A 24028-nucleotide genomic window follows, 5' to 3' on the forward strand; every position below is an offset into this window, starting at 1 on the left:
CGCGAACACCTGAGAGGACACTGTGCAACTGACGGAACTGATAGAAACCACGGTCACCGGGCTCGGCTACGAGCTGGTGGATCTCGAGCGCACTGGGCGCGGCATGCTTTGCATCTATATCGATCAGCCTGCCGGCATCTCGCTCGAAGATTGCGAAAAGGTCACGCGTCAGCTCCAGCACGTCTTGACGGTCGAAAACATCGATTACGAACGGCTCGAAGTCTCGTCCCCGGGGCTCGACCGCCCGTTGAAGAAGCTGGCCGACTTCGAGCGCTTCGCCGGCAGCGAAGTTTCCGTGACCTTGAAAAAGCCGCTGGACGGGCGCAAGACGTACCGGGGCATTCTGCACGCGCCGAATGGCGAAACGATCGGTTTGGAATTTGAGAGGAAAAAGGGCGAGGCGGCCATGCTGGATTTCACGCTGGCCGATATCGACAAAGCCCGCCTGATTCCGCAAGTTGACTTTAGGAGCCGCAAATAATGAGTCGCGAAGTGTTGATGCTGGTGGATGCGCTGGCGCGCGAGAAAAACGTCGACAAGGATGTGGTGCTGGGCGCCCTCGAGGCTGCGCTCGCGTCCGCTTCCAAGAAGCTGTTCGACGAAGGCGCCGAAATCCGCGTCCATATCGATCGCGAAAGCGGCGAGCACGAAACCTTCCGTCGCTGGCTCGTCGTGCCCGACGAGGCAGGCTTGCAGGAGCCGGATCGCGAGATCCTGCTGTTCGAAGCGCGTGAGCAGAAGCCCGACGTCGAAGTCGGCGAGTATGTCGAGGAACCCGTTCCGTCGATCGAGTTCGGTCGCATTGGCGCGCAGGCCGCGAAGCAGGTGATCCTGCAGAAGGTGCGCGACGCCGAGCGCGAGCAGATCCTGAACGATTACCTCGAACGTGGCGAAAAGATCATGACGGGTACGGTGAAGCGCCTCGACAAGGGCAACTTCATCGTCGAATCGGGCCGTGTCGAGGCGCTGCTGCGCCGCGACCAGCTGATCCCGAAGGAAAACCTGCGCGTGGGCGACCGCGTGCGCGCGTACATCGCGAAGGTCGACCGCACCGCGCGCGGCCCGCAGATCGAGCTGTCGCGTACGGCGCCCGAGTTCCTGATGAAGCTGTTCGAGATGGAAGTGCCGGAAATCGAGCAGGGCCTGCTCGAGATCAAGGCGGCTGCCCGCGACCCGGGCGTGCGCGCGAAGATCGGCGTCATCGCGTACGACAAGCGGATCGATCCGATCGGCACCTGCGTCGGTATCCGCGGTTCCCGCGTGCAGGCCGTGCGCAACGAGCTCGGTGGCGAAAACATCGACATCGTGCTATGGTCGGAGGATCCCGCCCAGTTCGTGATCGGCGCGCTCGCGCCGGCAGCTGTCCAGTCGATTGTCGTCGATGAAGAAAAGCACTCGATGGACGTCGTCGTCGACGAGAACGAGCTGGCTGTCGCGATCGGCCGCAGCGGTCAGAACGTTCGTCTTGCTGGCGAACTGACCGGCTGGCAGATCAATATCATGACGCCGGACGAATCCGCCCTGAAGCAGGGTGAAGAGCGCGACCGGCTGCGTGCGCTGTTCATGGCGCGTCTCGACGTCGACGAAGAAGTTGCCGACATCCTGATCGACGAGGGCTTCACGAGCCTGGAAGAGATTGCGTACGTGCCGCTCAACGAAATGCTCGAAATCGAGGCGTTCGACGAGGACACCGTGCACGAACTGCGCAACCGCGCACGCGACGCGCTGTTGACGATGGCCATCGCGAACGAAGAAAAGGTCGAGAACGCAGCGCTGGATCTCAAGAGCCTCGACGGCATCACGCCGGAGCTGCTCGCGAAGCTGGCCGAACACGGCGTGCAGACGCGCGACGATCTCGCCGAGCTGGCTGTGGATGAACTGGTCGACATGACCGGGATGGAAGAGGATGCCGCTAAGGCGTTGATCATGAAAGCACGTGAACACTGGTTCCAGTGAGAAATGACCATGGCGCACTGATTTGATGGCGGCCGTATGGCCTGACCCGATGCTAACCGCAAGGAATCGGTCCTTGCACTAAGAGGAATGAATGGCGAGTAACAACGTAGCCCAATTTGCCGCGGAACTGAAAATGCCTGCTGGTGTGCTGCTCGAACAGCTGCAGGCAGCGGGCGTCCAGAAAGCGAGTGAAGACGATGCGCTGTCCGAAACGGACAAGGCGCGTCTGCTCGATCATTTGCGCAAGTCGCACGGCGCAACCGACGGCGACAAGCGCAAGATCACGCTGACCCGCAAGCATACGTCGGAGATCAAGCAATCTGACGCGACGGGCAAGGCTCGCACCATTCAGGTCGAGGTCCGCAAGAAGCGTACGTTCGTCAAGCGCGACGACGTGGCCGAAGGTGCGGAACAGGGTCAGGGGCAGGTCGCCGAAGCGGACGACGATGCAGAACTGAAGCGTCGCGAGGAAGAAGCGCGCCGCGAGGCCGAGCTGCTCGAGAAGCAGGCGCAGGAACTGCGCGAGCGTCAGGAGCGCCTCGAGCGCGAGGAAGCGGAACGTCGCGCCCGCGAGGAAGCGGCCGAAGCCGAGCGTCGTCGCGCCGAGGAAGAAGCGGCGGCGAAGCGTGCCGCGGCCGAAGCGGCGGCGAAGCAGGCTGCCGCCCAGCAGGCGGCAGCGGCCGAACAGGAATCGCGCTCGCAATCCTCGCAGGACGATGAGCGCGCGGCCGCCGAACGTGCGGCGCAGCGCGAAGCGGCGAAGAAGGCTGAAGACGCTGCCCGCGAGGCGGCGGACAAGGCGCGCGCCGAGCAGGAAGAGATCAGCAAGCGCCGTGCGGCGGCAGAAGCCGAAGCGCGTGCGATTCGCGAGATGATGAACACGCCGCGCAAGGCCGTGGTCAAGGCAGTCGAGCCGCCGAAGCCGGTCGAGCCGCCGAAGCCGGCCGAAGCGAAGGGCACGCTGCACAAGCCGGCAAAGCCGGAAGGCGCGCAGGCGCGTCCGGCCGTGAAGAAGCCGGCCGGTGCGGCACCGGCGACGACGCAGGCGCCGGCAGGCGCGGGCGACCGCAACAAGAAGCCGGGCGCAGGCAAGGGCGGCTGGCAGGACGACGCGTCGAAGCGTCGCGGCATCAAGACGCGCGGCGATTCGAGCGGCGGCGTCGACCGCGGCTGGCGCGGCGGCCCGAAGGGTCGTGGCCGTCACCAGGACAGCGCATCGTCCTTCCAGGCACCGACCGAGCCGATCGTCCGTGAAGTGCACGTGCCGGAAACCGTGTCGGTTGCCGATCTCGCGCACAAGATGTCGATCAAGGCCTCCGAAGTCATCAAGGTGATGATGAAGATGGGCCAGATGGTCACGATCAACCAGGTGCTGGACCAGGAAACGGCGATGATCGTCGTCGAGGAGCTGGGCCACCGCGCGGTTGCCGCGAAGCTGGACGATCCGGAAGCGCTGCTCGTCGAAGGCGAAACCGGTACCGACGCCGAGCAACTGCCGCGTCCGCCGGTCGTCACGGTGATGGGTCACGTCGACCACGGCAAGACCTCGCTGCTCGACCACATCCGCCGCGCGAAGGTTGCCGCAGGCGAAGCGGGCGGCATTACGCAGCACATCGGCGCGTATCACGTCGATACGCCGCGTGGCGTCATCACGTTCCTCGATACGCCGGGTCATGAGGCGTTCACGGCAATGCGTGCACGCGGCGCGAAGGCGACCGACATCGTGGTGCTGGTGGTAGCAGCCGACGACGGCGTGATGCCGCAGACGAAGGAAGCCATCGCCCACGCGAAGGCGGGTGGCGTGCCGATCGTCGTCGCGATCAACAAGATCGACAAGCCGGAAGCGAACCCCGATCGCGTCAAGCAGGAACTGGTCGCGGAAGGCGTCGTGCCGGAAGAATACGGTGGCGATTCGCCGTTCGTGCCGGTGTCGGCCAAGACGGGTGCCGGCATCGACGATCTGCTCGAGAACGTGCTGCTGCAAGCCGAAGTGCTGGAGCTGAAGGCCCCGGTCGAAGCGCCGGCCAAGGGTATCGTGATCGAAGCGAAGCTCGACAAGGGCAAGGGCCCGGTCGCGACGATCCTCGTGCAGTCCGGCACGCTGAACCGCGGCGACATCGTGCTGGCGGGTACGGCCTACGGCCGCGTGCGCGCGATGCTCGACGAAAACGGCAAGCCGACGAAGGAAGCCGGCCCGTCGATCCCGGTCGAAATCCAGGGTCTGTCGGAAGTGCCGGGCGCGGGCGAGGAAGTGATCGTGCTGCCGGACGAGCGCAAGGCGCGTGAAATCGCATTGTTCCGTCAGGGCAAGTTCCGCGACGTGAAGCTGGCGAAGCAGCAGGCCGCGAAGCTGGAAAGCATGCTCGAGCAGATGGGCGAAGGTGAAGTGCAGAACCTGCCGCTCATCATCAAGGCGGACGTGCAGGGCTCGCAGGAAGCGCTCGTGCAGTCGCTGCTCAAGCTGTCGACCGACGAAGTGCGCGTGCAGATCGTGCACAGCGCGGTGGGCGGCATCAGCGAAAACGACGTCAACCTCGCAACGGCATCGAAGGCTGTCATCATCGGCTTCAACACGCGTGCGGATGCACAGGCGCGCAAGCTGGCCGAAGCGAATGGCATCGACATCCGCTACTACAACATCATCTACGACGCAGTGGACGAGGTGAAGGCGGCAATGTCGGGCATGCTGGCGCCGGAGAAGCGCGAAGTCGTCACCGGCATGGTCGAGGTGCGCCAGGTGTTCAAGGTGCCGAAGGTCGGCACGGTCGCCGGCTGTATGGTCACGGACGGTATCGTCAAGCGCTCGTCGTCGGTTCGCGTGCTGCGCAACAACGTCGTGATCTTCACGGGCGAACTCGAATCGCTGAAGCGTTTCAAGGACGACGTGAAGGAAGTGAAGCAAGGCTTCGAGTGCGGTATGTCGGTGAAGAACTTCAACGACGTCATCGAAGGCGACCAGTTCGAAGTCTTCGAAGTGACCGAAGTCGCGCGTACGCTGTAATCCTCGCGCATCGGCTCATGGGCGGGGCAGGCTTGGGCCTGTCCCGCCCATTTTCATGGTGGCGTGCCAACACGGGCCGCCGCTTCATCCTGATAAACGGATCACGGATCGATCATGTCCAGGAAACGTACTTCCCCCAATCGCAACGTGCAGATCGCTGACCAGATTCAGCGCGATCTGTCCGAACTCATCATGCGCGAGGTCAAGGACCCGCGCATCGGCATCGTGACCATCCAGAGCGTCGAACTCACGCCGGATTACGCGCACGCGAAGGTCTACTTCACCGCATTGACCGGCGATCCGGCCAAGACGCAGGAAGCGCTGAACCACGCGTCGGGTCACTTGCACAACCTGTTGTTCAAGCGCCTGCACATCCATACGGTGCCGACGCTGCATTTCCACTACGACCAGACGATCGAGAAGGCCGTGGAAATGTCGCGCCTGATCAAGGAAGCGAACTCGACGCGCGCGAAGGACGACGACGAGGCCGACGCGGCTACCAAGGACGACTGAGCTCGACCGGCCTATGACGACTGCAGCATCCCAACGTCCGCGCGTGCCCCGGCGCGTGCTGGACGGCGTCCTCCTGCTCGACAAGCCGGTCGGCCTGTCGAGCAACGATGCACTGATTCGCGCGAAGCGCCTGCTGCTCGCGAAGAAAGCCGGTCACACCGGTACGCTCGATCCCCTGGCTTCGGGTTTGCTGCCGCTGTGTTTCGGCGAGGCGACGAAGTTCTCGCAGGATCTGCTCGAAGCGGACAAGACCTACGAAGCGACGATGCGTCTCGGCCAGCGTACGGCTACCGGCGACGCGGAAGGCGAGGTGATCGACACGCGCCCGGTCGAATGCGACCGCGCGGCGGTGGAAGCCGCGCTCGTGCGCTTCACCGGCGAGATCGTGCAGGTGCCGCCGATGTATTCGGCGCTCAAGCGCGATGGCAAGCCGCTGTACGAATATGCGCGCGCGGGGCAGACCGTCGAACGCGAAGGCCGCAACGTGACGATCCTCGCCCTCGACCTGCTCGCGTGCGACCTGCCTGACGTGACGTTTCGCGTGACCTGCAGCAAGGGCACTTACGTGCGAACGCTGGCAGAGGATATCGGCGAGGCGCTCGGTTGCGGTGCGCATCTGACGATGCTGCGGCGCACGGGCGTCGGTGCGCTGACGCTCGAGCATGCGGTGACGCTCGATGCGCTGTCCGATGCCGACGAAGCGGCGCGTGATGCGTGGCTCCAGCCGGTCGATGCATTGCTGTCGACGTTTCCGCTGGTTCGTCTCGACGAAACCAGCGCGAAGCGGTTCCTGCACGGGCAGCGCCTGAAGCTGTCGGAGATTGCGCGTATCGACGCGAGCGAAGGCGAGCGGGTGAGGGTCTACGACGCGACTCGCCTGCTCGGCGTGGCCCGCAAGGCAAACGGCGTGCTGGCGCCGGAGCGGCTCGTCGTCACGGCGGCGTGAAGCCGCGCGGCGCGCCGGCATTGCCGGCGGCATGAAAAAAAGGCCCGGTCGTTGTCGACCGGGCCTTTTGTCTTGTGCGCCGGCGGGCGCTGCGTTCAGTGCGCCGCCGAGGCCGCCGCGCCGGCGTCGCCGCCGCCCGCGCGTTCCGGTTTCGTGATCCAGATCAGCCCGATCAGCAGCACGAAGATCGCCGCCGAGATGTAGAACAGGTCGTTCACGCCGAGCTGCGCGGCCTGCTGCGTGGCCAGGTTGTTGATCAGCCCGTGTGCCTGGTCCTGCGTCAGCCCGAGGTTGCCCATCTGCGTGACGGCCTGGTTGAACGTCGGGTTGTAGACGTTCGTCTGCTCGACCAGCTGCGCGTGATGGAAGTTGTTGCGATGATCCCAGGCCGTCTGGAAGATCGACGTGCCGATGCCGCCGCACATGATCCGCACGAAGTTCGACAGGCCCGATGCCGCGGGAATGCGGTGGCCGGGCAGGCCGGACAGCGTGATCGATACCAGCGGGATGAAGAAGCCGGCCATCGCGATGCCCTGTACGAGCGTCGGCAGCGTCAGCGACCATTCGTCGACGCCCGTCGTGTAGCGCGACCGCATCCAGAAGCACAGCGCAAACGTCAGGAACGATGCCGTCGAGATATAGCGCGGATCGGTGCGCGGCAGGTACTTCCCGGTGAGCGGCGACAGCAGGATCGCGAACAGCCCGACCGGCGCCATCACGAGGCCGGCGTCGGTCGCGGTGTAGCCGATCTGCGTCTGCAGCCACAGCGGCAACAGCACGAGGTTGCCGAAGTACAGGCCGTACCCGATCGACAGCGCGACGGTGCCGCCGGTGAAGTTCCGCATGCGGAACAGCGACAGGTCGACGACCGGGTGCTCGGCGGTCAGCTCCCAGATGACGAAAAACGCGAACGCGATGACGGCGGTCAGCGCGAGCACGATGATGGTCGTCGACGCGAACCAGTCGAGATCCTTGCCCTTGTCAAGCATGATCTGCAGCGAACCGACCCAGACGATCAGCAGGGCGAGACCCACGCCGTCGATCGGCGCGCGGCGCACGACCGATTCCCGCTGGCGGTAGATCATCCACGTCGCGATCGCGGCGGCGATGCCGACCGGGATGTTGACGTAGAAGATCCACGGCCACGAGTAGTTGTCCGAGATCCAGCCGCCGAGGATCGGGCCGGCAACGGGCGCGATCAGCGTCGTCATCGCCCATAGCGCGAGCGCCATCGGCGCCTTGGCACGTGGATAGCTCGACAGCAGGAGCGCTTGCGACAGCGGAATCATCGGGCCCGCGACGGCGCCCTGGATCACGCGCGACACGAGCAGGAACGGCAGTGTCGGCGAGAGTCCGCACATCCACGACGAAATGACGAACAGGATGATCGACGCGAGGAACAGGCGAACCTGGCCGAAGCGATCGGTGAGCCAGCCCGTCAGCGGCACGGAGATCGCGTTCGCGACCGCGAACGACGTGATGACCCATGTGCCCTGGTCGGCCGACACGCCGAGATCGCCCGAGATGGTCGGGATCGCGACGTTCGCAATCGACGTGTCGAGCACGTTCATGAACACCGCGAGCGATACCGCGATCGTCCCGATCACGAGCTGCCCGCCCTGCAAGGGCGGGTGAGAGACAGGTGCCTGTGCCATGTCGATGGTCTTCCGGGAACGGAACGGGTTACATCATCTTCGCGATGCTGCCTTGCTTCGCCACGGCCGGCGCCGGGGCCGACGCGTTGCCGCCCGCGTTCTCCGCAACGATGCGCGCGATTTCGGCGTTCGCTTCGTCGCCGTACTTCGCGAACACGTCGGTCTGGTAGACCGTGTTCTGCACGTTGCCGAGCTGGTTGCCGCTCTCGTCCTTGATGTTGACGTCGACCTGCATCGACAGGCCGATGCGCAGCGGGTGCTTGTCGAGATCCTTCGGATCGAGCTCGATCCGCACCGGCAGGCGCTGCACGACCTTGATCCAGTTGCCGGTCGCGTTCTGCGCCGGCAGCAGCGAAAACGCGGAGCCGGTGCCGGCCGAGAAGCCGATGACCTTGCCGTGGTAGACCGCCGACGAGCCGTAGATGTCGGCCGTCAGCTCGACCGGCTGGCCGATGCGCATGTGGTTGAGCTGGACTTCCTTGAAGTTCGCATCGACCCACACTGCGTTAAGCGGCACCACCGACATCAGCGGCGTGCCCGGCGACACGCGCTGGCCGACCTGCACCGTGCGCTTCGCGACATAGCCGGTAACGGGGGCGGGCAGCGTGTTGCGCGCGTTGGCGAGATACGCGTCGCGGACCTTCGCGGCCGCGGCGAGCACGTTCGGGTGCGACGCGATCGTCGTGTTCGCGGTCAGCGCGCGGTTCGACGCGAGTTGCTGCTGCGAGGCGTCGAGCGATGCCTGGGCGGCGCGCCCTTTACCGCGTCACGCGCATGCGAGATCTCTTCCTGCGACACGGCGCCGGTCTGCGCGACCGCAAGGCGGCGGCGCAGGTCGTCCTCGGCGCGCGACAGGTCCGACTGGCGCAGCGCAACCTGCGCACGGTACTGGTCGTCGTTGACGAACAGGCCGCGCACCTTGCGCACCGTCTGCGCGAGGTTCGCCTCGGCCTGCTGCAGCGCGACCTGTGAATCGGCCGGGTCGAGCAGCACGAGCGAATCGCCGGCCTTCACCGTCTGCGTGTCGTCGGCCTTCACCGCGATCACGGTGCCGGTGACCTGCGGCGTGATCTGCACGACGTTGCCGTTCACGTAGGCGTCGTCGGTCGATTCGTGGAAGCGCGCGACGAGGAAGTAGTACAGCCCGTAGGCAATGGCCGCGATCACGATGACCGCGACGAGCAGCGTCATCATGCGCTTGCGCTTGCCGTTACTCTGCGCCTGGGCGCTGGCGGCGTTCTGTTGAGGGTCGCTCATGGCGATTTTCTCCGTCCGTTGTTTCGAGTGTCTGCGTAGTGGTCGTGCCGATTCAGTTCGCGGCCTGTTGCGCGGCCTTGGCCTGCGCGGTGCGCTGTTCGGCATCGGGTGCGGCGAGGCGGGTGCCGGTGGCGTCGAAGCCGCCGCCGAGCGCCTTGATCAGCGCGAGCTGCATGTCGCGCCGCCGCATCTTCAGGTTGGTCACGGTCTGTTCCGATGCGAGGCGGTTGCTGTCCGCGTTCAGCACCTGCAGTTGCGGTGACAGGCCGGCCTTGTAGCGGATCACCGCGAGGTCGTATGCCTTCGTCGACGCGTCGAGCGCCCGCTGCGCGTCGTCCATTTGCCGATCGATCGCGCGGATCGACGCGACCTGCGTCGCGACGTCGTTCAGTGCGCTGATCAGTGTCTGGTTGTAGTTCGCGACCGACAGGTCGAAGTCCGCATAGCGGCCCTTGAGCTGCGCGCGCAGCGCGCCGCCGTCGAAGATCGGCAGGTGGATCGCCGGGCCGAATTGCGCCTGGCGGCTCGCGAAGTTCAGGAATTTGCCCCAGCCGAACGCATCGAAGCCGAAACCGGCCGCAAGGTTGACGTCGGGGTAGAACTCGGCCTTCGCTTCCTTCACGTCGTGCATCGCGGCTTCGACCTGCCAGCGCGCGGCGACGATGTCGGGGCGCCGCGACACGAGGTCGGCGGGCAGGTTGCCGGGCAGCGCGACGGCGCCGCCCGGATTCAGCACCGGCGCGGCGATCTGCAGGCCGCGGTCCGGCCCCTTGCCGAGCAGGGCGGCAAGCTGGTAGCGCACGGTCGTGATCTGCCCGTCGAGATCGGACAGCGAAGCCTGGGTCGTCGCGATATTGCCGCGGGCCGTCTGGCGTTCGACGTTGGTGTCGAGGCCGGCCGTTACGCGGCCGTCGGTGATCTTGCCGACCGTCTGGCGGTTGACGATCTCGCGTTGGGCGATATCGCGCAGCGCATAGAGCTGCGCGAGCGAGTTGTAGGTGCGTGCGACCGACGATGCGAGCGTGATGCGTGCCTGCTGCATGTCGGCTTCGGCCGCCTTTTCCTGCGATACGGCGGTGTGCAGGCGCTCGCGGTTCTTGCCCCACAGGTCGAGTTCCCACGACGCGCTCGCGAGCGCGTTGTTCTCGCTGTACCACTGGCCGCCGTACGGCGGCGGGAACAGCGCGTTGCTCGAATACAGCTGGCGATTCCACGAATAGCTGGCTTCCGCCTTGGGCATCAGGTTCGAACGCGACGATTCGATGTACGACGACGCCTTTGCGATGCGCGCCTGTGCCTGCGCGATCGACGGATTGTCCTGCAGGGCTTCGTCGATCAGCTTCGGCAACTGCGGATCGCCGAACTGGCTGGCCCAGTCGAGCGCCGGCCACTGGCCGCCCTGGGCCGGCAGGCTCCGGGCGGATTCGAATTGCGACGCCGGGGCGATCTGCTTGTCGCTCTTGATGCCGATGTAGTTCGCGCAGCCCGCCAGCGCCAGTGCGGCGACCGCGACGGCGACGGCGGTGCGGCACGACCCGGCGCGCACGGACAACGGGGAGGATTTCATCGCGCTGATCCCTGACTCGGAATGAATGATGGACACTGCAAGGATTTCCTTACATTAATCTGTCAAAGATGATTGTTGTTGCAATTATTGCGGCGTGCTGCCGCCGGTCGTCTCGCATGCATTGCCGAGAATGCGGCGCAGCATGCTCTTCAGGAACCCGACTTCTTCCGGCGTAAATCCGTCCAGCACCTGGTCGAGCACGCTGCGGAAAATCGGCGGCAGCCGTTCGGCGAGCGCACGGCCTTCGTCGGTCAGCTCGAGACGCACGACACGCCGATCCTCGATGCTGCGGACGCGGGACAGCAGGCCGCGTTTCTCGACCCGGTCGAGCAGCCGGGTGACCGCGCTCGCGTCGATCCCGTACTCGCGTGCAAGCTCGGCGGCCGTCGAGCACTTGCCGACCGCGATCATGAACAGCATGCTCGCCTGCGTGCCCGTGATGCCGAGCTCTTCCTGCGTGCGTTGCGTGACGAGGTTGGTCATCACCGACTTCACGCGCGACATCAGATAACCGACGCTGTCGTTCACCTGATAAGTCGAAAGCGAGACGGACTGCGGCTGGGAAGAGGAGGGATCCGACATAAAACCCTGAAGCTGCAATAGTTGACTAGGCAGCAGTATAGGCACAGTTGCTTGCCGCGGCAAATGTTAATCGAACGGCCTTGGGTGTGCAGGGCGCTGCCCAATGCCCTATATGGAAGAGGGTTTTTGTCAGATGGCGGGGCGGGCGCCCGGCGCATTGGCGGACAGGGGATCGCGGCCCCGGTTTGTTGCGGCGCAGCGCGCGGACCGTTCGCGTCATTCGCGCGTGCTATAATTTGCGGTTTCCAAGTTGTGCATCGCGCACGCACGTGACCAACGGGCGTGCGTATTTGCGCACCCAATCGATTTCCAGGTTTCTATGACCCGCGCCCTTCGCAATATCGCCATCATCGCCCACGTCGACCACGGCAAGACCACGCTCGTCGACCAACTGCTCCGCCAGTCCGGCACCTTCCGCGAGAACCAGCAGGTTGCGGAGCGGGTGATGGACTCGAACGACATCGAAAAAGAGCGCGGGATCACGATTCTCGCGAAGAACTGCGCGGTCGAGTACGAAGGCACGCACATCAACATCGTCGACACGCCGGGGCACGCGGACTTCGGTGGCGAGGTCGAGCGCGTGCTGTCGATGGTCGACTCGGTGCTGCTGCTCGTCGACGCGGTCGAGGGCCCGATGCCGCAGACGCGCTTCGTCACGAAGAAGGCGCTCGCGCTCGGCCTGAAGCCGATCGTCATCGTCAACAAGATCGACCGTCCGGGTGCGCGGATCGACTGGGTCATCAACCAGACCTTCGACCTGTTCGACAAGCTCGGCGCAACCGAAGAGCAGCTCGACTTCCCGATCGTCTACGCATCGGGCCTGAACGGCTATGCGTCGCTCGACCCGGCCGCGCGCGAAGGCGACATGCGCCCGCTGTTCGAGGCGGTCCTCGAGCACGTGCCGGTCCGTCCGGCGGATCCGGACGCGCCGCTGCAGCTGCAGATCACGTCGCTCGACTATTCGACGTACGTCGGCCGGATCGGCGTCGGCCGCATCACGCGCGGTCGCATCAAGCCGGGCCAGCCGGTCGCGATGCGCTTCGGGCCGGAAGGCGAAGTGCTGAACCGCAAGATCAACCAGGTGCTGTCGTTCACCGGCCTCGAGCGCGTGCAGGTCGAATCGGCCGAAGCGGGCGACATCGTGCTGATCAACGGTATTGAAGACGTCGGTATCGGCGCAACGATCTGCGCGGTCGATACGCCGGAAGCGCTGCCGATGATCACCGTCGACGAGCCGACGCTGACGATGAACTTCCTCGTCAACTCGTCGCCGCTCGCCGGCCGCGAAGGCAAGTTCGTCACGAGCCGCCAGATCCGCGACCGCCTGATGAAGGAACTGAACCACAACGTCGCGCTGCGCGTGAAGGACACCGGCGACGAAACGGTGTTCGAAGTGTCGGGCCGCGGCGAGCTGCACCTGACGATTCTCGTCGAGAACATGCGCCGTGAAGGCTATGAGCTGGCCGTGTCGCGTCCGCGCGTCGTGATGCAGGAAATCGACGGCGTGCGTCACGAGCCGTACGAACTGCTGACCGTCGACGTCGAGGACGAGCACCAGGGTGGCGTGATGGAAGAGCTCGGCCGGCGCAAGGGCGAGATGCTCGACATGGCATCGGACGGCCGTGGCCGCACGCGCCTGGAGTACAAGATCTCGGCGCGCGGCCTGATCGGCTTCCAGAGCGAATTCCTGACGCTCACGCGTGGCACGGGCCTGATGAGCCACATCTTCGACTCGTACGCGCCGGTCAAGGACGGTTCGGTCTTCGAGCGCCGCAACGGCGTGCTGATCTCGCAGGACGACGGCGCTGCCGTGGCCTACGCACTGTGGAAGCTGCAGGATCGCGGCCGCATGTTCGTGAAGCCGGGCGATGCGCTCTATGAGGGCATGATCATCGGCATCCACAGCCGCGACAACGACCTCGTCGTGAACCCGATCAAGGGCAAGCAGCTGACCAACGTGCGCGCGTCGGGCACCGACGAGGCCGTGCGCCTGGTGCCGCCGGTCCAGATGTCGCTCGAGTACGCGGTCGAATTCATCGACGACGACGAACTCGTCGAAGTGACGCCGCAGTCGATCCGCCTGCGCAAGCGCTTCCTGAAGGAGCACGAGCGTCGCCGCGCGAGCCGCGAAGGCGCGGTCGACTGAGCGCGTCGAAGCACTCCGGGCAACACGAAAAAAGCCGCCTCCGGGCGGCTTTTTCGCATCCGCGCGGCGTGCAGGCAGGTAGTCTGCAAAACAATGTTTCAGCGGCATGTGGCAATCCGGCAAAACCCCGTCGCGCGGTGCTTTCGGGCACATTTCGCCGTGAACTCCGGTATCGGTTCTGTGATATGCTGCGCGCACGCAAGTTTTAGGTCCTTCCAAGCAAGACTTGATTCGCAATCCGCTAAACGGTCAGGCCGTGTCGCGGAAGGTTGAGTAACCCGCTATTTCTCGAGAAGCTCGAAGAAAGGTGAGCGTAAAATGTCAGATGTAATGAAGCAGTTTCAGCTGAACTCCTATCTGTTCGGCGGCAATGCTTCGTACGTTGAAGAACTGTACGATGCATACCTCAACAATCCGGCATCGGTGCCGGAGAACTGGCGAGAGTATTTCGACGCGCTGCAGAACGTGCCTGCAACGGACGGCTCGAATGCCAATGACGTCGCTCATTTCCCGATCGTCGAATCATTCGCCGAGCGTGCGAAGGCCAATGCCTTCATCCCGCGCGAAAGCAGCACCAACCTTGCTGCAGCGCGCAAGCAAGTGCACGTGCAGTCCCTCATCAGCGCTTATCGCTTCCTTGGCTCGCAATGGGCCAATCTCGATCCCCTGAAGCGTCGCGAACGTCCCGCCATTCCCGAACTCGAACCCGCGTTCTACGACTTCTCCGAAGGCGACCTCGACCAGACGTACAGCGCAAGCAACCTGTATTTCGGTTTCGACCAGGCTTCGTTGCGCGACATCGTCAAGGGCCTGCGTGACACGTACTGCGGCACGATCGGCGCCGAGTACATGTACATCAGCGACCCGGAACAGAAGCGCTGGTGGCAGGAGCGTCTGGAATCGACCCGTGCGACGCCGAACTTCTCGGCAGACGAGAAGAAGCACATCCTGAATCGCCTGACGGCCGCTGAAGGCCTCGAGCGTTACCTGCATACCAAGTACGTCGGCCAGAAGCGCTTTTCGCTCGAAGGCGGCGAAAGCTTCATCGCGGCGATGGACGAAGTCGTCCAGCACGCGGGCAAGCGCGGCGTGCAGGAAATCATCATCGGCATGGCGCACCGTGGCCGTCTGAACGTACTGGTCAACACGCTGGGCAAGATGCCGGCCGACCTGTTCGCCGAATTCGAAGGCAAGCACGTCGACGACCTGCCGGCAGGCGACGTGAAGTACCACAAGGGCTTCTCGTCGGACGTGTCGACGGAAGGCGGCCCGGTCCACCTGTCGCTCGCGTTCAACCCGTCGCACCTCGAAATCGTGAACCCGGTGGTCGAAGGTTCCGCGAAGGCGCGGATGGACCGTCGCGGCGACGAAGACGGCCTGCAGGTGCTGCCGGTGCAGATCCACGGCGACGCGGCCTTCGCCGGCCAGGGCGTCGTGATGGAAACGCTGAACCTCGCGCAGACGCGCGGTTACGGCACGCACGGCACGCTGCACATCGTCATCAACAACCAGATCGGCTTCACGACGTCCGACCCGCGCGACGCGCGCTCGACGCTGTACTGTACCGACGTCGTCAAGATGATCGAGGCGCCGGTGCTGCACGTGAACGGCGACGATCCGGAAGCCGTGATCCTCGCGACGCAGATCGCGATCGACTACCGGATGCAGTTCCACAAGGATGTCGTGATCGACATCGTCTGCTTCCGCAAGCTGGGTCACAACGAGCAGGACACGCCGGCGGTCACGCAGCCGCTGATGTACAAGAAGATCGCGCAGCACCCGGGCACCCGTGCGCTGTACGCCGAGAAGCTCGTGCAGCAGGGCGTGATCACCGCGGAAGACGCCGACAACTACGTGAAGGCGTACCGCAAGGCGATGGACGACGGTCACCACACGGTTGACCCGGTTCTGTCGAACTACAAGAGCAAGTACGCGGTCGACTGGGTTCCGTTCCTGAACCGCAAGTGGACGGATGCAGCCGACACGGCCGTGCCGCTCGCCGAACTGAAGCGCCTCGGCGAACGCATCACGACGGTTCCGGAAAACTTCAAGGTTCACCCGCTCGTCGAGCGCGTGATCAACGATCGCCGCAACATGGCGCGCGGCGACCAGCCGCTCGACTGGGGCATGGGCGAACACCTCGCGTTCGCGTCGCTCGTCGCATCGGGCTACTCGGTGCGCCTGACGGGCCAGGACTCGGGCCGCGGCACGTTCACGCACCGTCATGCGGTGCTGCACGACCAGAACCGCGAGCGCTGGAACGACGGCACGTACGTGCCGCTGCAGAACATCGCCGACGGTCAGGCGAAGTTCACGGTGATCGACTCGGTGCTGTCGGAAGAAGCGGTGCTGGGCTTCGAATACGGTTACTCGACCGCCGAGCCGAACACGCTCGTGCTGTGGGAAGCCCAGTTCGGCGACTTCGTCAACGGTGCGCAGGTCGTGATCGACCAGTTCATCTCGTCGGGCGAAGTGAAGTGGGGCCGCGTGTCGGGCCTGACGATGCTGCTGCCGCACGGCTACGAAGGCCAGGGCCCGGAACACTCGTCGACGCGTATCGAGCGTTTCCTGCAGCTGTGTGCCGATCACAACATGCAGGTCGTTCAGCCGACGACGCCGGCGCAGATTTTCCACCTGCTGCGTCGCCAGATGATCCGCCTGTTCCGCAAGCCGCTGATCGTCGCAACGCCGAAGTCGCTGCTGCGCCACAAGGAAGCCGTGTCGGACCTGTCGGAACTCGCGAAGGGTTCGTTCCAGCCGGTGCTGGGCGAAACCGACGGCGGCATCGACGCGAAGAAGGTCAAGCGCGTGCTGGTATGCTCGGGCCGCGTGTATTACGACCTCGTCGCACATCGCCGCGAAGCGAAGGCGAACGACGTCGCGATCATCCGTATCGAGCAGCTGTATCCGTTCGCGCACAAGCAGTTCGAAGCCGAAATGAAGAAGTACGAGAACGCGACTGAAGTGGTCTGGGTGCAGGACGAGCCGCAGAACCAGGGCCCCTGGTTCTACGTCGAGCACCACCTGAAGGAAGGCATGAAGGAAGGGCAGAAGCTGGCATACAGCGGCCGTCCGGCTTCGGCCTCGCCGGCGGTTGGCTACTACGCGAAGCACTACGAGCAGCAGAAGGCCCTCATCGAAGGTGCTTTCGGCCGCCTGAAGAGCACATCGATCGCGAAATAACCGACGGAAGCGAAACGGGAAGGCGCAGCGCGCTTTCCCGTGTCTTTGGGCCCGCCGGGCGCGTTGCGCGCCGTACCGGCCGAAGGAATCGCACGAACCTCGTCACACCCCAGATTAAGCATCCAGGAAAATCACATGGCTATCGTAGAAGTCAAAGTCCCCCAGCTTTCGGAGTCGGTTTCGGAAGCCACCATGCTGCAGTGGAAGAAGAAGCCGGGCGAAGCAGTCGCGCAGGACGAAATCCTGATCGAACTCGAGACCGACAAGGTCGTGCTCGAAGTGCCGGCACCGGCCGCGGGCGTCCTCGCGCAAGTGCTGCAGAACGACGGTGACACCGTCGTTGCCGATCAACTGATCGCAACGATCGACACCGAAGCGAAGGCTGGTGCAGCCGAAGCCGCTGCGGGCGCGGCCGAAGTCAAGCCGGCCGCAGCGCCTGCTGCAGCCGCACCGGCAGCGCAGCCGGTCGCCGCAACGGCATCGAGCTCGGCTACGGCATCGCCGGCCGCATCGAAGCTGCTGGCCGAGAAGGGCCTGTCGGCGGGCGACGTCGCAGGTTCGGGCCGCGACGGCCGCGTCACGAAGGGCGACGCGCTGGCAGCAGGCAGCGCGCCGAAGGCTGCTCCGGCTGCCGCACCGGCGAAGGCCGCGGCGAAGCCGTCGCTGCCGGAAGTGAAGGTGCCGGCGTCGGCGACGACGTGGCTCAACGACCGTCCGGAACAGCGCGTGCCGATGTCGCGCCTGCGTGCACGTATCGCCGAGCGCCTGCTCGAATCGCAGCAGACCAACGCGATCCTGACGACGTTCAACGAAGTCAACATGGCTCCGGTCATGGAGCTGCGCAACAAGTACAAGGACAAGTTCGAGAAGGAACATGGCGTGAAGCTCGGCTTCATGTCGTTCTTCGTGAAGGCCGCTGTCCACGCGCTGAAGAAGTTCCCGCTCGTGAACGCGTCGATCGACGGTAACGACATCGTCTACCACGGCTACTTCGACATCGGTATCGCTGTCGGCTCGCCGCGCGGCCTCGTCGTGCCGATCCTGCGCAACGCGGATCAGCTGAGCCTCGCCGAGATCGAGAAGAAGATCGCCGAATTCGGCCAGAAGGCGAAGGACGGCAAGCTGTCGATCGAGGAAATGACGGGCGGTACGTTCTCGATCTCGAACGGTGGCGTGTTCGGCTCGATGCTGTCGACCCCGATCATCAACCCCCCGCAATCGGCAATCCTCGGCGTGCACGCGACGAAGGAGCGTCCGGTCGTTGAAAACGGCCAGATCGTGATCCGTCCGATCAACTACCTCGCGCTGTCGTATGACCACCGCATCATCGACGGCCGCGAAGCCGTGCTGTCGCTCGTCGCGATGAAGGATGCGCTGGAAGATCCGGCACGCCTGCTGCTCGACCTGTAAGCCGAGTCTCACTGCATCGACCCGTTCTGCACGTTCGCGCCCGCGCGCGAACGTGCAGGCGTACAAGTAGAAAGGATTGTCATGTCCAAGGAATTTGACGTCGTCGTGATCGGCGCCGGCCCCGGCGGCTACATCGCCGCGATTCGCGCCGCGCAGCTCGGCAAGACCGTTGCCTGTATCGAGAAGTGGAAGAACCCGGCCGGCGCGCTGAAGCTCGGCGGCACCTGCCTGAACGTCGGCTGCATCCCGTCGAAGGCGCTGCTCGCGTCGTCGGAAGAGTTCGAGAACGCGTCGCATCACCTGGCCGACCACGGCATCACGGTCGACGGCGTGAAGATCGACGTCGCGAAGATGCTCGGCCGCAAGGACGCGATCGTCGAGAAGATGACGAGCGGGATCGAGTTCCTGTTCAAGAAGAACAAGATCACCTGGCTGAAGGGCCATGGCAAGTTCACCGGCAAGACCGACGCCGGCGTGCAGATCGAAGTGAGCGGCGAGGGTGAAACCGAAGTCGTCACCGCGAAGAACGTGATCATCGCGACGGGCTCGAAGGCGCGTCACCTGCCGGGCATCCCGGTCGACAACAAGATCGTGTCGGACAACGAAGGTGCGCTGACGTTCGAGTCGGTGCCGAAGAAGCTCGCCGTGATCGGCGCGGGCGTGATCGGCCTCGAGCTCGGTTCGGTGTGGCGTCGCCTGGGTGCCGAAGTGACCGTGCTCGAAGCGCTGCCGGCATTCCTCGGCGCAGCCGACGAAGCGCTCGCGAAGGAAGCGGCCAAGCTGTTCAAGAAGCAGGGCCTCGACATCCATCTCGGCGTGAAGATCGGCGAAGTGAAGACGACTGCCGACGGCGTGTCGATCGCTTACACGGACAAGGACGGCAACGCGCAGACGCTCGACGCCGACCGCCTGATCGTGTCGGTCGGCCGCGTGCCGAACACCGACAATCTCGGCCTCGAGGCCATCGGCCTGAAGGCGAACGAGCGCGGCTTCATCGACGTGGACGACCACTGCCGCACGGCGGTGCCGAACGTCTACGCGATCGGCGACGTGGTGCGCGGCCCGATGCTCGCGCACAAGGCGGAAGACGAAGGCGTGCTGGTCGCGGAAGTGATCGACGGCCAGAAGCCGCACATCGACTACAACTGCATTCCGTGGGTGATCTACACGTATCCGGAAATCGCGTGGGTCGGCAAGACGGAGCAGCAGCTGAAGGCCGAAGGCCGCGAGATCAAGTCGGGCAAGTTCCCGTTCTCGATCAACGGCCGCGCGCTCGGCATGAACGCGCCGGACGGTTTCGTGAAGATGATCGCGGATGCGAAGACCGACGAACTGCTCGGCGTGCACGTGATCGCGGCGAACGCATCGGACCTGATCGCGGAAGCCGTGGTGGCGATGGAATTCAAGGCGGCGTCGGAAGACATCGCCCGCATCTGCCATCCGCACCCGTCGATGTCGGAAGTGATGCGCGAAGCGGCGCTCGCCGTCGACAAGCGCTCGCTGAACAGCTGAGCGCGGTATAGCGCCGGCCGGCCATCGGCCGGCGCAGCCGTCTCATGACGAGGGCGGGCGGGGTTTCCCGTCCGCCTTCGTTTTTTCCGGTTTGCCCGATGAACGTCACCGAATACTACACGCGCGAGCTGACCACGCGCGGCTATCAGTCCGATCCCGCGCAGCGCGCGGCCGTCGATCGCCTGCAGCAATGTTTCGACGAGTGGGTCGAATACAAGGCGCGCCGCTCGAACGCATTCAAGAAGCTCATCAATCATCCCGACCTCCCGCGCGGCGTCTACATGTGGGGCGGCGTCGGTCGCGGCAAGAGCTTCCTGATGGACAGCTTCTACGCGGTCGTGCCCGTGCAGCGCAAGACGCGCCTGCATTTCCACGAATTCATGCGCGAAGTGCACCGCGAGCTCGAGGAACTGAAAGGGCAGGCCGATCCGCTCGACGAACTCGCGCGGCGTATCGCGAAGCGCTACCGTCTGATCTGCTTCGACGAGTTCCACGTGTCGGACATTGCCGACGCGATGATCCTGTACCGTCTGCTCGACCGCCTGTTCAACAACGGCGTGCAGTTCGTGATGACGTCCAACTACGATCCCGACGACCTGTATCCGGACGGTCTGCATCGCGACCGCATGCTGCCGGCGATCGCGCTGATCAAGGACAAGCTCGACGTGCTGAACGTCGACGCGGGCGTCGATTATCGCCAGCGCACGCTCGCGCAGGTGAAGATGTATCACACGCCGCTCGGCGCGGACGCCGACCGCGAACTGCGCCATGCGTTCGGCAAGCTCGCGGCGGTACCCGATGAAAGCCCGCTCCTGCATATCGAGAAGCGCGAGCTGAAGGCACTGCGCAAGGCGGACGGTGTCGTATGGTTCGATTTCGCGACGCTGTGCGGCGGCCCGCGCTCGCAGAACGACTATCTCGAACTCGCGAGCCGGTTCCATGCGATCGTGCTGTCCGAGGTGCCGCAGATGTCGCCGCGGATGGCGTCCGAGGCACGTCGCTTCACGTGGCTCATCGACGTGCTGTACGACCACAAGGTCAAGCTGCTGATGTCCGCGGCGGTGCCGGCGGAGCAGCTGTACGTCGAAGGTCCGATGGCCAACGAGTTTGCGCGTACGGTCTCGCGCATCGTCGAGATGCAGTCGAAGGAGTATCTCGAAACGCCGCGCCGCATCGTCGATACGTCGCTGACCTGAGCGCGAGCGATCGATGTGGCGTGCGAAGTTGCGGCATTCAATGGTTAATTCCAGTTAAATCGATGCCATCTCGCCGCAATTTCGGATTAGTCTTATATTCAATCCCGGGTTGAGCCGATATCGTTGTGTCATGGTTACCAAGGCTGGAGATGTCCATGACACCGTATCGCGATCTGACCGACGCCGAGTGGAAGCGCGTCACGTCGCTTCTACCGGAATTGCAGCCGCGCACCGAGTTGCGCGGCCGGCCGCTGGCCAATACCCGTGCCGTGATGAACGGCGTGCTCTGGGTCATCTACAGCGGCGCAACATGGTCGGCGATGCCGCGCCGTTACCCTTCGTATCAGACATGCCATCGCCGGTTCAAGGTCTGGCACGAGACGGGCACGCTGATGAGCGTGATGCGTGAACTCTATGGCGACGCGGGCATCAATCTGTGCAACACGCTGGTCACGCGGATGCGCAAGCATACGCAATCGAAGGCAGCGAAAGCGCGCAGCGTGGCGATGCCGACACCGCGCGCGCATCGGGCGGAAGCACTGAAGCGCGCAGCGTGATCGCCCCCATTGCACGCGTGTCTCGTCCCGAAATGAAATCGGCCTGCGACATTGTCGCAGGCCGATTGACGTGATGCGGCGCGTCGTCGCGCGCAGGTCGTAAGCCGTTACTGCTGGCGAACCCAGGTCTGCGACCGGCCGAGCAGCGACACGCCGATATAGCCGCGCACGACGAGTTTCTGGCCGCCGTCTTCAAGCGTCATCTTGCACTTGTAGACCTTGCCGTTCTCCGGGTCGAGAATGTTGCCGCCGTCCCAGTGGTCGCCTTCCTTCTTCATTGCCTTGATGATCGTCATGCCCTTGATGAGCTGATCCTTGCGCTCGTCCGTGCACGCGGTGCAGCGGCGATCAGGCGTATCGTTCGCGCCGAGGCCCTTGACGACCTTGCCGGTCAGCGCACCGTCGCCATCCTCGGCGATCTGCACGAGTGCCTTCGGCTGATGGGTGTTGTCGTCGATCGTCTGCCACATGCCGATGGGGCTGTCGGCTTGCGCAAAGGCGTGCGCGGCGCAAGCGAGCAATGCGCCGGCGACGGCGATTGCACGCAACGGGCGGGTCAGTTGAATCATTGTCGTCCTCCTTGTTTTGCATGTCGTGTTCGATGTGCCCGCACGACCGCCTGCATGGGGCGGGCATGTTGCGAGCTTCGCCAGAATACGTGAAACCGCACGCCTCGTTTGATAGAGGGGACTCTAATCGAAACGCCCCGCGCGGAAGGCCGCGCGGGGCGCAATCAATTGAGCTGGTACGAGAAGGATGCGTTCACGCGCGGGCTGCGTGATGCGCTTTCGACCGGCGCGTCACCTACCGGCTTCGCGACGTTCAGGTCGAGACTGTAGAAGCGGCTGTCCGTGAAACGCACGCCGATGCCGACCGACGACATACGGTTGGGCGACGGCGTGCCTGAATGCAGGTACACACGCGCCATGTCGTAGGCGATGTACGGCGTCACGGACTTCATATACGTCCAGCCCGGCGTGAAGCCGCGGTTGACCTCCAGCGACATCCCCCATCCCGAGTCGCCCGACGCTTCGCCCGGCTGATAGCCGAGTGCGTAGCGCGTCGAGCCGAACGAGATCTGCTCGGACGTCGGCAGTGAGTCAGGGCTGTATTGCCCGGTCAGCGAGACTGACGTGCCGATCCGGAACGGCCATTCGTTGGTTTGCGTGAAGGTCGCGCCGGTACGGACGAAGGTCAGCGAAATCGGGCTCGGCACCGACGTCGTTGTGTTGCCGACGCTGATCTCCTGCGATTTCGATGCGCCGAGGATGTCGAATGCCTTGGCCACGTTGATGCTCAACTTTCGCACCTGCGTCGGGCTCACGCTCGTGTAGTCGAGCTGCAGTTGCAGCACGCGAACCTGCGACCGATTGTTGAGGGTCGCGCCGGTGATCTGGTTCTGGTAGTTGTCCTCGTTGTGCGCTGCATAGCCCGATACCGTGCCGAGCAGGCTGCGCTGGTTGTTCAGCAATATCGGATAGGATGCCGAAAGACCGAGCTTTTCGTTCTTGACGGTACGCTGGATGTACGACGGCAGGCCCGGATTGTCGGTAGGCTTGCCGCGATAGGTGCTTGCATCGAGGCGCGTGATCAGGCCGCTGCTGCCGACGGGCACCGCGCCGCTGAACGCGAAGTAGGTCTGCTTGTCACGCCCCGGCGGCGCCAGTGCGGAGATGCTCAACTGCTCGCCGAACTTCGTGAGGCCGTTTTCGGTCGCGGTGATGAGGCCCTGTACGCCCGGGTGGTTGAAATCGATACCGGTGCTGACGTTGAATGCCTTGCGGTCGACGGCAAGTTCGAGCGTCGTGGCGCCGTCGGTGGTTTGCGGCGGTGGTACGTTCGCCTTGACCGTGAGGCCGGGCAAGAGGCCGAACGTGTTCACGTAGCGCTCGAACGTTGCGCGGCGCAGCGGGCGATCGTCGGTGATATGCGCTGCGATCGCGCGAATCTTCGATTCCATTGCCCCGGGCTTGCCGGTGACCTTGACGTCCGACACATAGCCTTCAACAACCGTGATGCGCACGACGCCGTTCTCGAACGTCTGCGCGGGAACAAACGCGAACGACAGCGCGTAACCGCGATCCTGGTACAGCTTCGTTACGCCGTTGGCGGTTTCGATCAGATCGCCGATCGTGATGTCCTTGCCGACGAGGGGGGTGAAGCGACGCGAGATTTCCTCGAACGGCACCGACTTTACGCCTTCGACCTGGAATGTCGTCGGTGTCAGGTGGCGCGACAGCAACTCCTGCAGTTGCGGCGCCTGGGGCGCGACCTGCACGGTTACGTTCGGGCCGGTTTTCGGCGCGTTGATCTGGGGCAGGGAGTCGAGCGGGTTACCGCCGACGCGCGTTTGTGCCTGTGCCGTGCTGGCTGCCGCGATGGCGAGCAGCATCATCCATCTGTCGAGTCTGGATTTCATTGTTCTTCCTCGTAGGCCTTGCTTTTCGTCTTCTAATGTCCGCACGCGGCGCCGATGGCGCCGCGCGTCGTTTGCCGCCTTGCCGGTTCTGATCGGATCGACAGCGCGTTCACTCCGGCCGCAAATGC

16 protein-coding genes and 1 pseudogene are annotated in these 24028 nt (G+C 64.3%); 11 read left to right on the forward strand and 6 right to left on the reverse strand.

Going from position 1 to position 24028, the window contains the following annotated elements; all coding sequences use genetic code 11:
• Positions 1 to 22 precede the first annotated feature (22 nt).
• The 5 genes from rimP to truB all read left to right on the forward strand — a co-directional run bounded on the left by rimP (position 23) and on the right by truB (position 6416).
• Positions 23 to 481, forward strand: coding sequence for a ribosome maturation factor RimP (gene rimP, locus WT26_RS10775; RefSeq protein ID WP_014897219.1), 459 nt, complete (start codon positions 23 to 25; stop codon positions 479 to 481).
• A complete protein-coding gene (gene nusA, locus WT26_RS10780) occupies positions 481 to 1956 on the forward strand; it encodes a transcription termination factor NusA (RefSeq protein ID WP_006476166.1) in 1476 nt (491 codons plus the stop codon). The genes rimP and nusA overlap by 1 nt, the downstream gene beginning before the upstream one ends.
• Before the next feature lie 91 nt (positions 1957 to 2047).
• Entirely contained in the window at positions 2048 to 4957 is a 2910-nt protein-coding gene (infB, locus tag WT26_RS10785; protein WP_069272841.1) for a translation initiation factor IF-2, read from the forward strand.
• A gap of 114 nt (positions 4958 to 5071) precedes the next feature.
• A complete protein-coding gene (rbfA, locus tag WT26_RS10790) occupies positions 5072 to 5470 on the forward strand; it encodes a 30S ribosome-binding factor RbfA (protein WP_021162402.1) in 399 nt (132 codons plus the stop codon).
• A gap of 13 nt (positions 5471 to 5483) precedes the next feature.
• Entirely contained in the window at positions 5484 to 6416 is a 933-nt protein-coding gene (truB, locus tag WT26_RS10795; protein WP_069272842.1) for a tRNA pseudouridine(55) synthase TruB, read from the forward strand.
• 95 nt (positions 6417 to 6511) lie between these two features.
• Here the strand turns inward: truB and WT26_RS10800 are convergent, their stop codons facing one another.
• From WT26_RS10800 to WT26_RS10815, 4 genes and pseudogenes are all read right to left on the reverse strand, one after another.
• The gene (locus WT26_RS10800; protein WP_069272843.1) at positions 6512 to 8071 is read right to left on the reverse strand and encodes a DHA2 family efflux MFS transporter permease subunit; all 1560 of its coding nucleotides are present in this window, start codon (positions 8069 to 8071) and stop codon (positions 6512 to 6514) included.
• A gap of 28 nt (positions 8072 to 8099) precedes the next feature.
• Positions 8100 to 9328 (reverse strand): annotated as a pseudogene (locus tag WT26_RS10805) (efflux RND transporter periplasmic adaptor subunit).
• A gap of 52 nt (positions 9329 to 9380) precedes the next feature.
• Positions 9381 to 10895: an efflux transporter outer membrane subunit gene (locus WT26_RS10810; RefSeq protein ID WP_069272844.1), complete on the reverse strand. Its 1515-nt coding sequence runs from the start codon at positions 10893 to 10895 to the stop codon at positions 9381 to 9383.
• 84 nt (positions 10896 to 10979) lie between these two features.
• Complete coding sequence (locus WT26_RS10815; RefSeq protein ID WP_069272845.1) at positions 10980 to 11477, reverse strand: MarR family winged helix-turn-helix transcriptional regulator; 498 nt, start codon at positions 11475 to 11477, stop codon at positions 10980 to 10982.
• A gap of 319 nt (positions 11478 to 11796) precedes the next feature.
• On the opposite strand from WT26_RS10815, the gene typA reads away from it, so the two are divergent.
• The 6 genes from typA (at position 11797) to WT26_RS10845 (ending at position 21481) form a co-directional block, all read left to right on the forward strand.
• Positions 11797 to 13623: a translational GTPase TypA gene (gene typA, locus WT26_RS10820; protein WP_027787683.1), complete on the forward strand. Its 1827-nt coding sequence runs from the start codon at positions 11797 to 11799 to the stop codon at positions 13621 to 13623.
• Positions 13624 to 13941: 318 nt separating this feature from the next.
• Positions 13942 to 16806: a 2-oxoglutarate dehydrogenase E1 component gene (locus tag WT26_RS10825; protein ID WP_059526459.1), complete on the forward strand. Its 2865-nt coding sequence runs from the start codon at positions 13942 to 13944 to the stop codon at positions 16804 to 16806.
• Between the two features lie 135 nt (positions 16807 to 16941).
• Positions 16942 to 18216: a 2-oxoglutarate dehydrogenase complex dihydrolipoyllysine-residue succinyltransferase gene (gene odhB, locus WT26_RS10830; RefSeq protein WP_039320069.1), complete on the forward strand. Its 1275-nt coding sequence runs from the start codon at positions 16942 to 16944 to the stop codon at positions 18214 to 18216.
• Positions 18217 to 18297: 81 nt separating this feature from the next.
• Entirely contained in the window at positions 18298 to 19728 is a 1431-nt protein-coding gene (gene lpdA, locus WT26_RS10835) for a dihydrolipoyl dehydrogenase (protein WP_059526456.1), read from the forward strand.
• A gap of 98 nt (positions 19729 to 19826) precedes the next feature.
• Positions 19827 to 20924, forward strand: coding sequence for a cell division protein ZapE (gene zapE, locus WT26_RS10840; protein ID WP_027787679.1), 1098 nt, complete (start codon positions 19827 to 19829; stop codon positions 20922 to 20924).
• Between the two features lie 155 nt (positions 20925 to 21079).
• Positions 21080 to 21481 carry a transposase gene (locus WT26_RS10845; RefSeq protein WP_069272846.1) on the forward strand — a complete coding sequence of 134 codons (402 nt, stop codon included), beginning with the start codon at positions 21080 to 21082 and terminating at the stop codon, positions 21479 to 21481.
• Between the two features lie 107 nt (positions 21482 to 21588).
• Here the strand turns inward: WT26_RS10845 and WT26_RS10850 are convergent, their stop codons facing one another.
• Positions 21589 to 22050: a DUF2147 domain-containing protein gene (locus tag WT26_RS10850; RefSeq protein WP_069272847.1), complete on the reverse strand. Its 462-nt coding sequence runs from the start codon at positions 22048 to 22050 to the stop codon at positions 21589 to 21591.
• Between the two features lie 164 nt (positions 22051 to 22214).
• Complete coding sequence (locus WT26_RS10855; RefSeq protein ID WP_069272848.1) at positions 22215 to 23900, reverse strand: ShlB/FhaC/HecB family hemolysin secretion/activation protein; 1686 nt, start codon at positions 23898 to 23900, stop codon at positions 22215 to 22217.
• Positions 23901 to 24028 lie beyond the last annotated feature (128 nt).

The sequence above is a fragment of the Burkholderia cepacia genome (assembly GCF_001718835.1).
Taxonomy (GTDB): domain Bacteria; phylum Pseudomonadota; class Gammaproteobacteria; order Burkholderiales; family Burkholderiaceae; genus Burkholderia; species Burkholderia cepacia_F.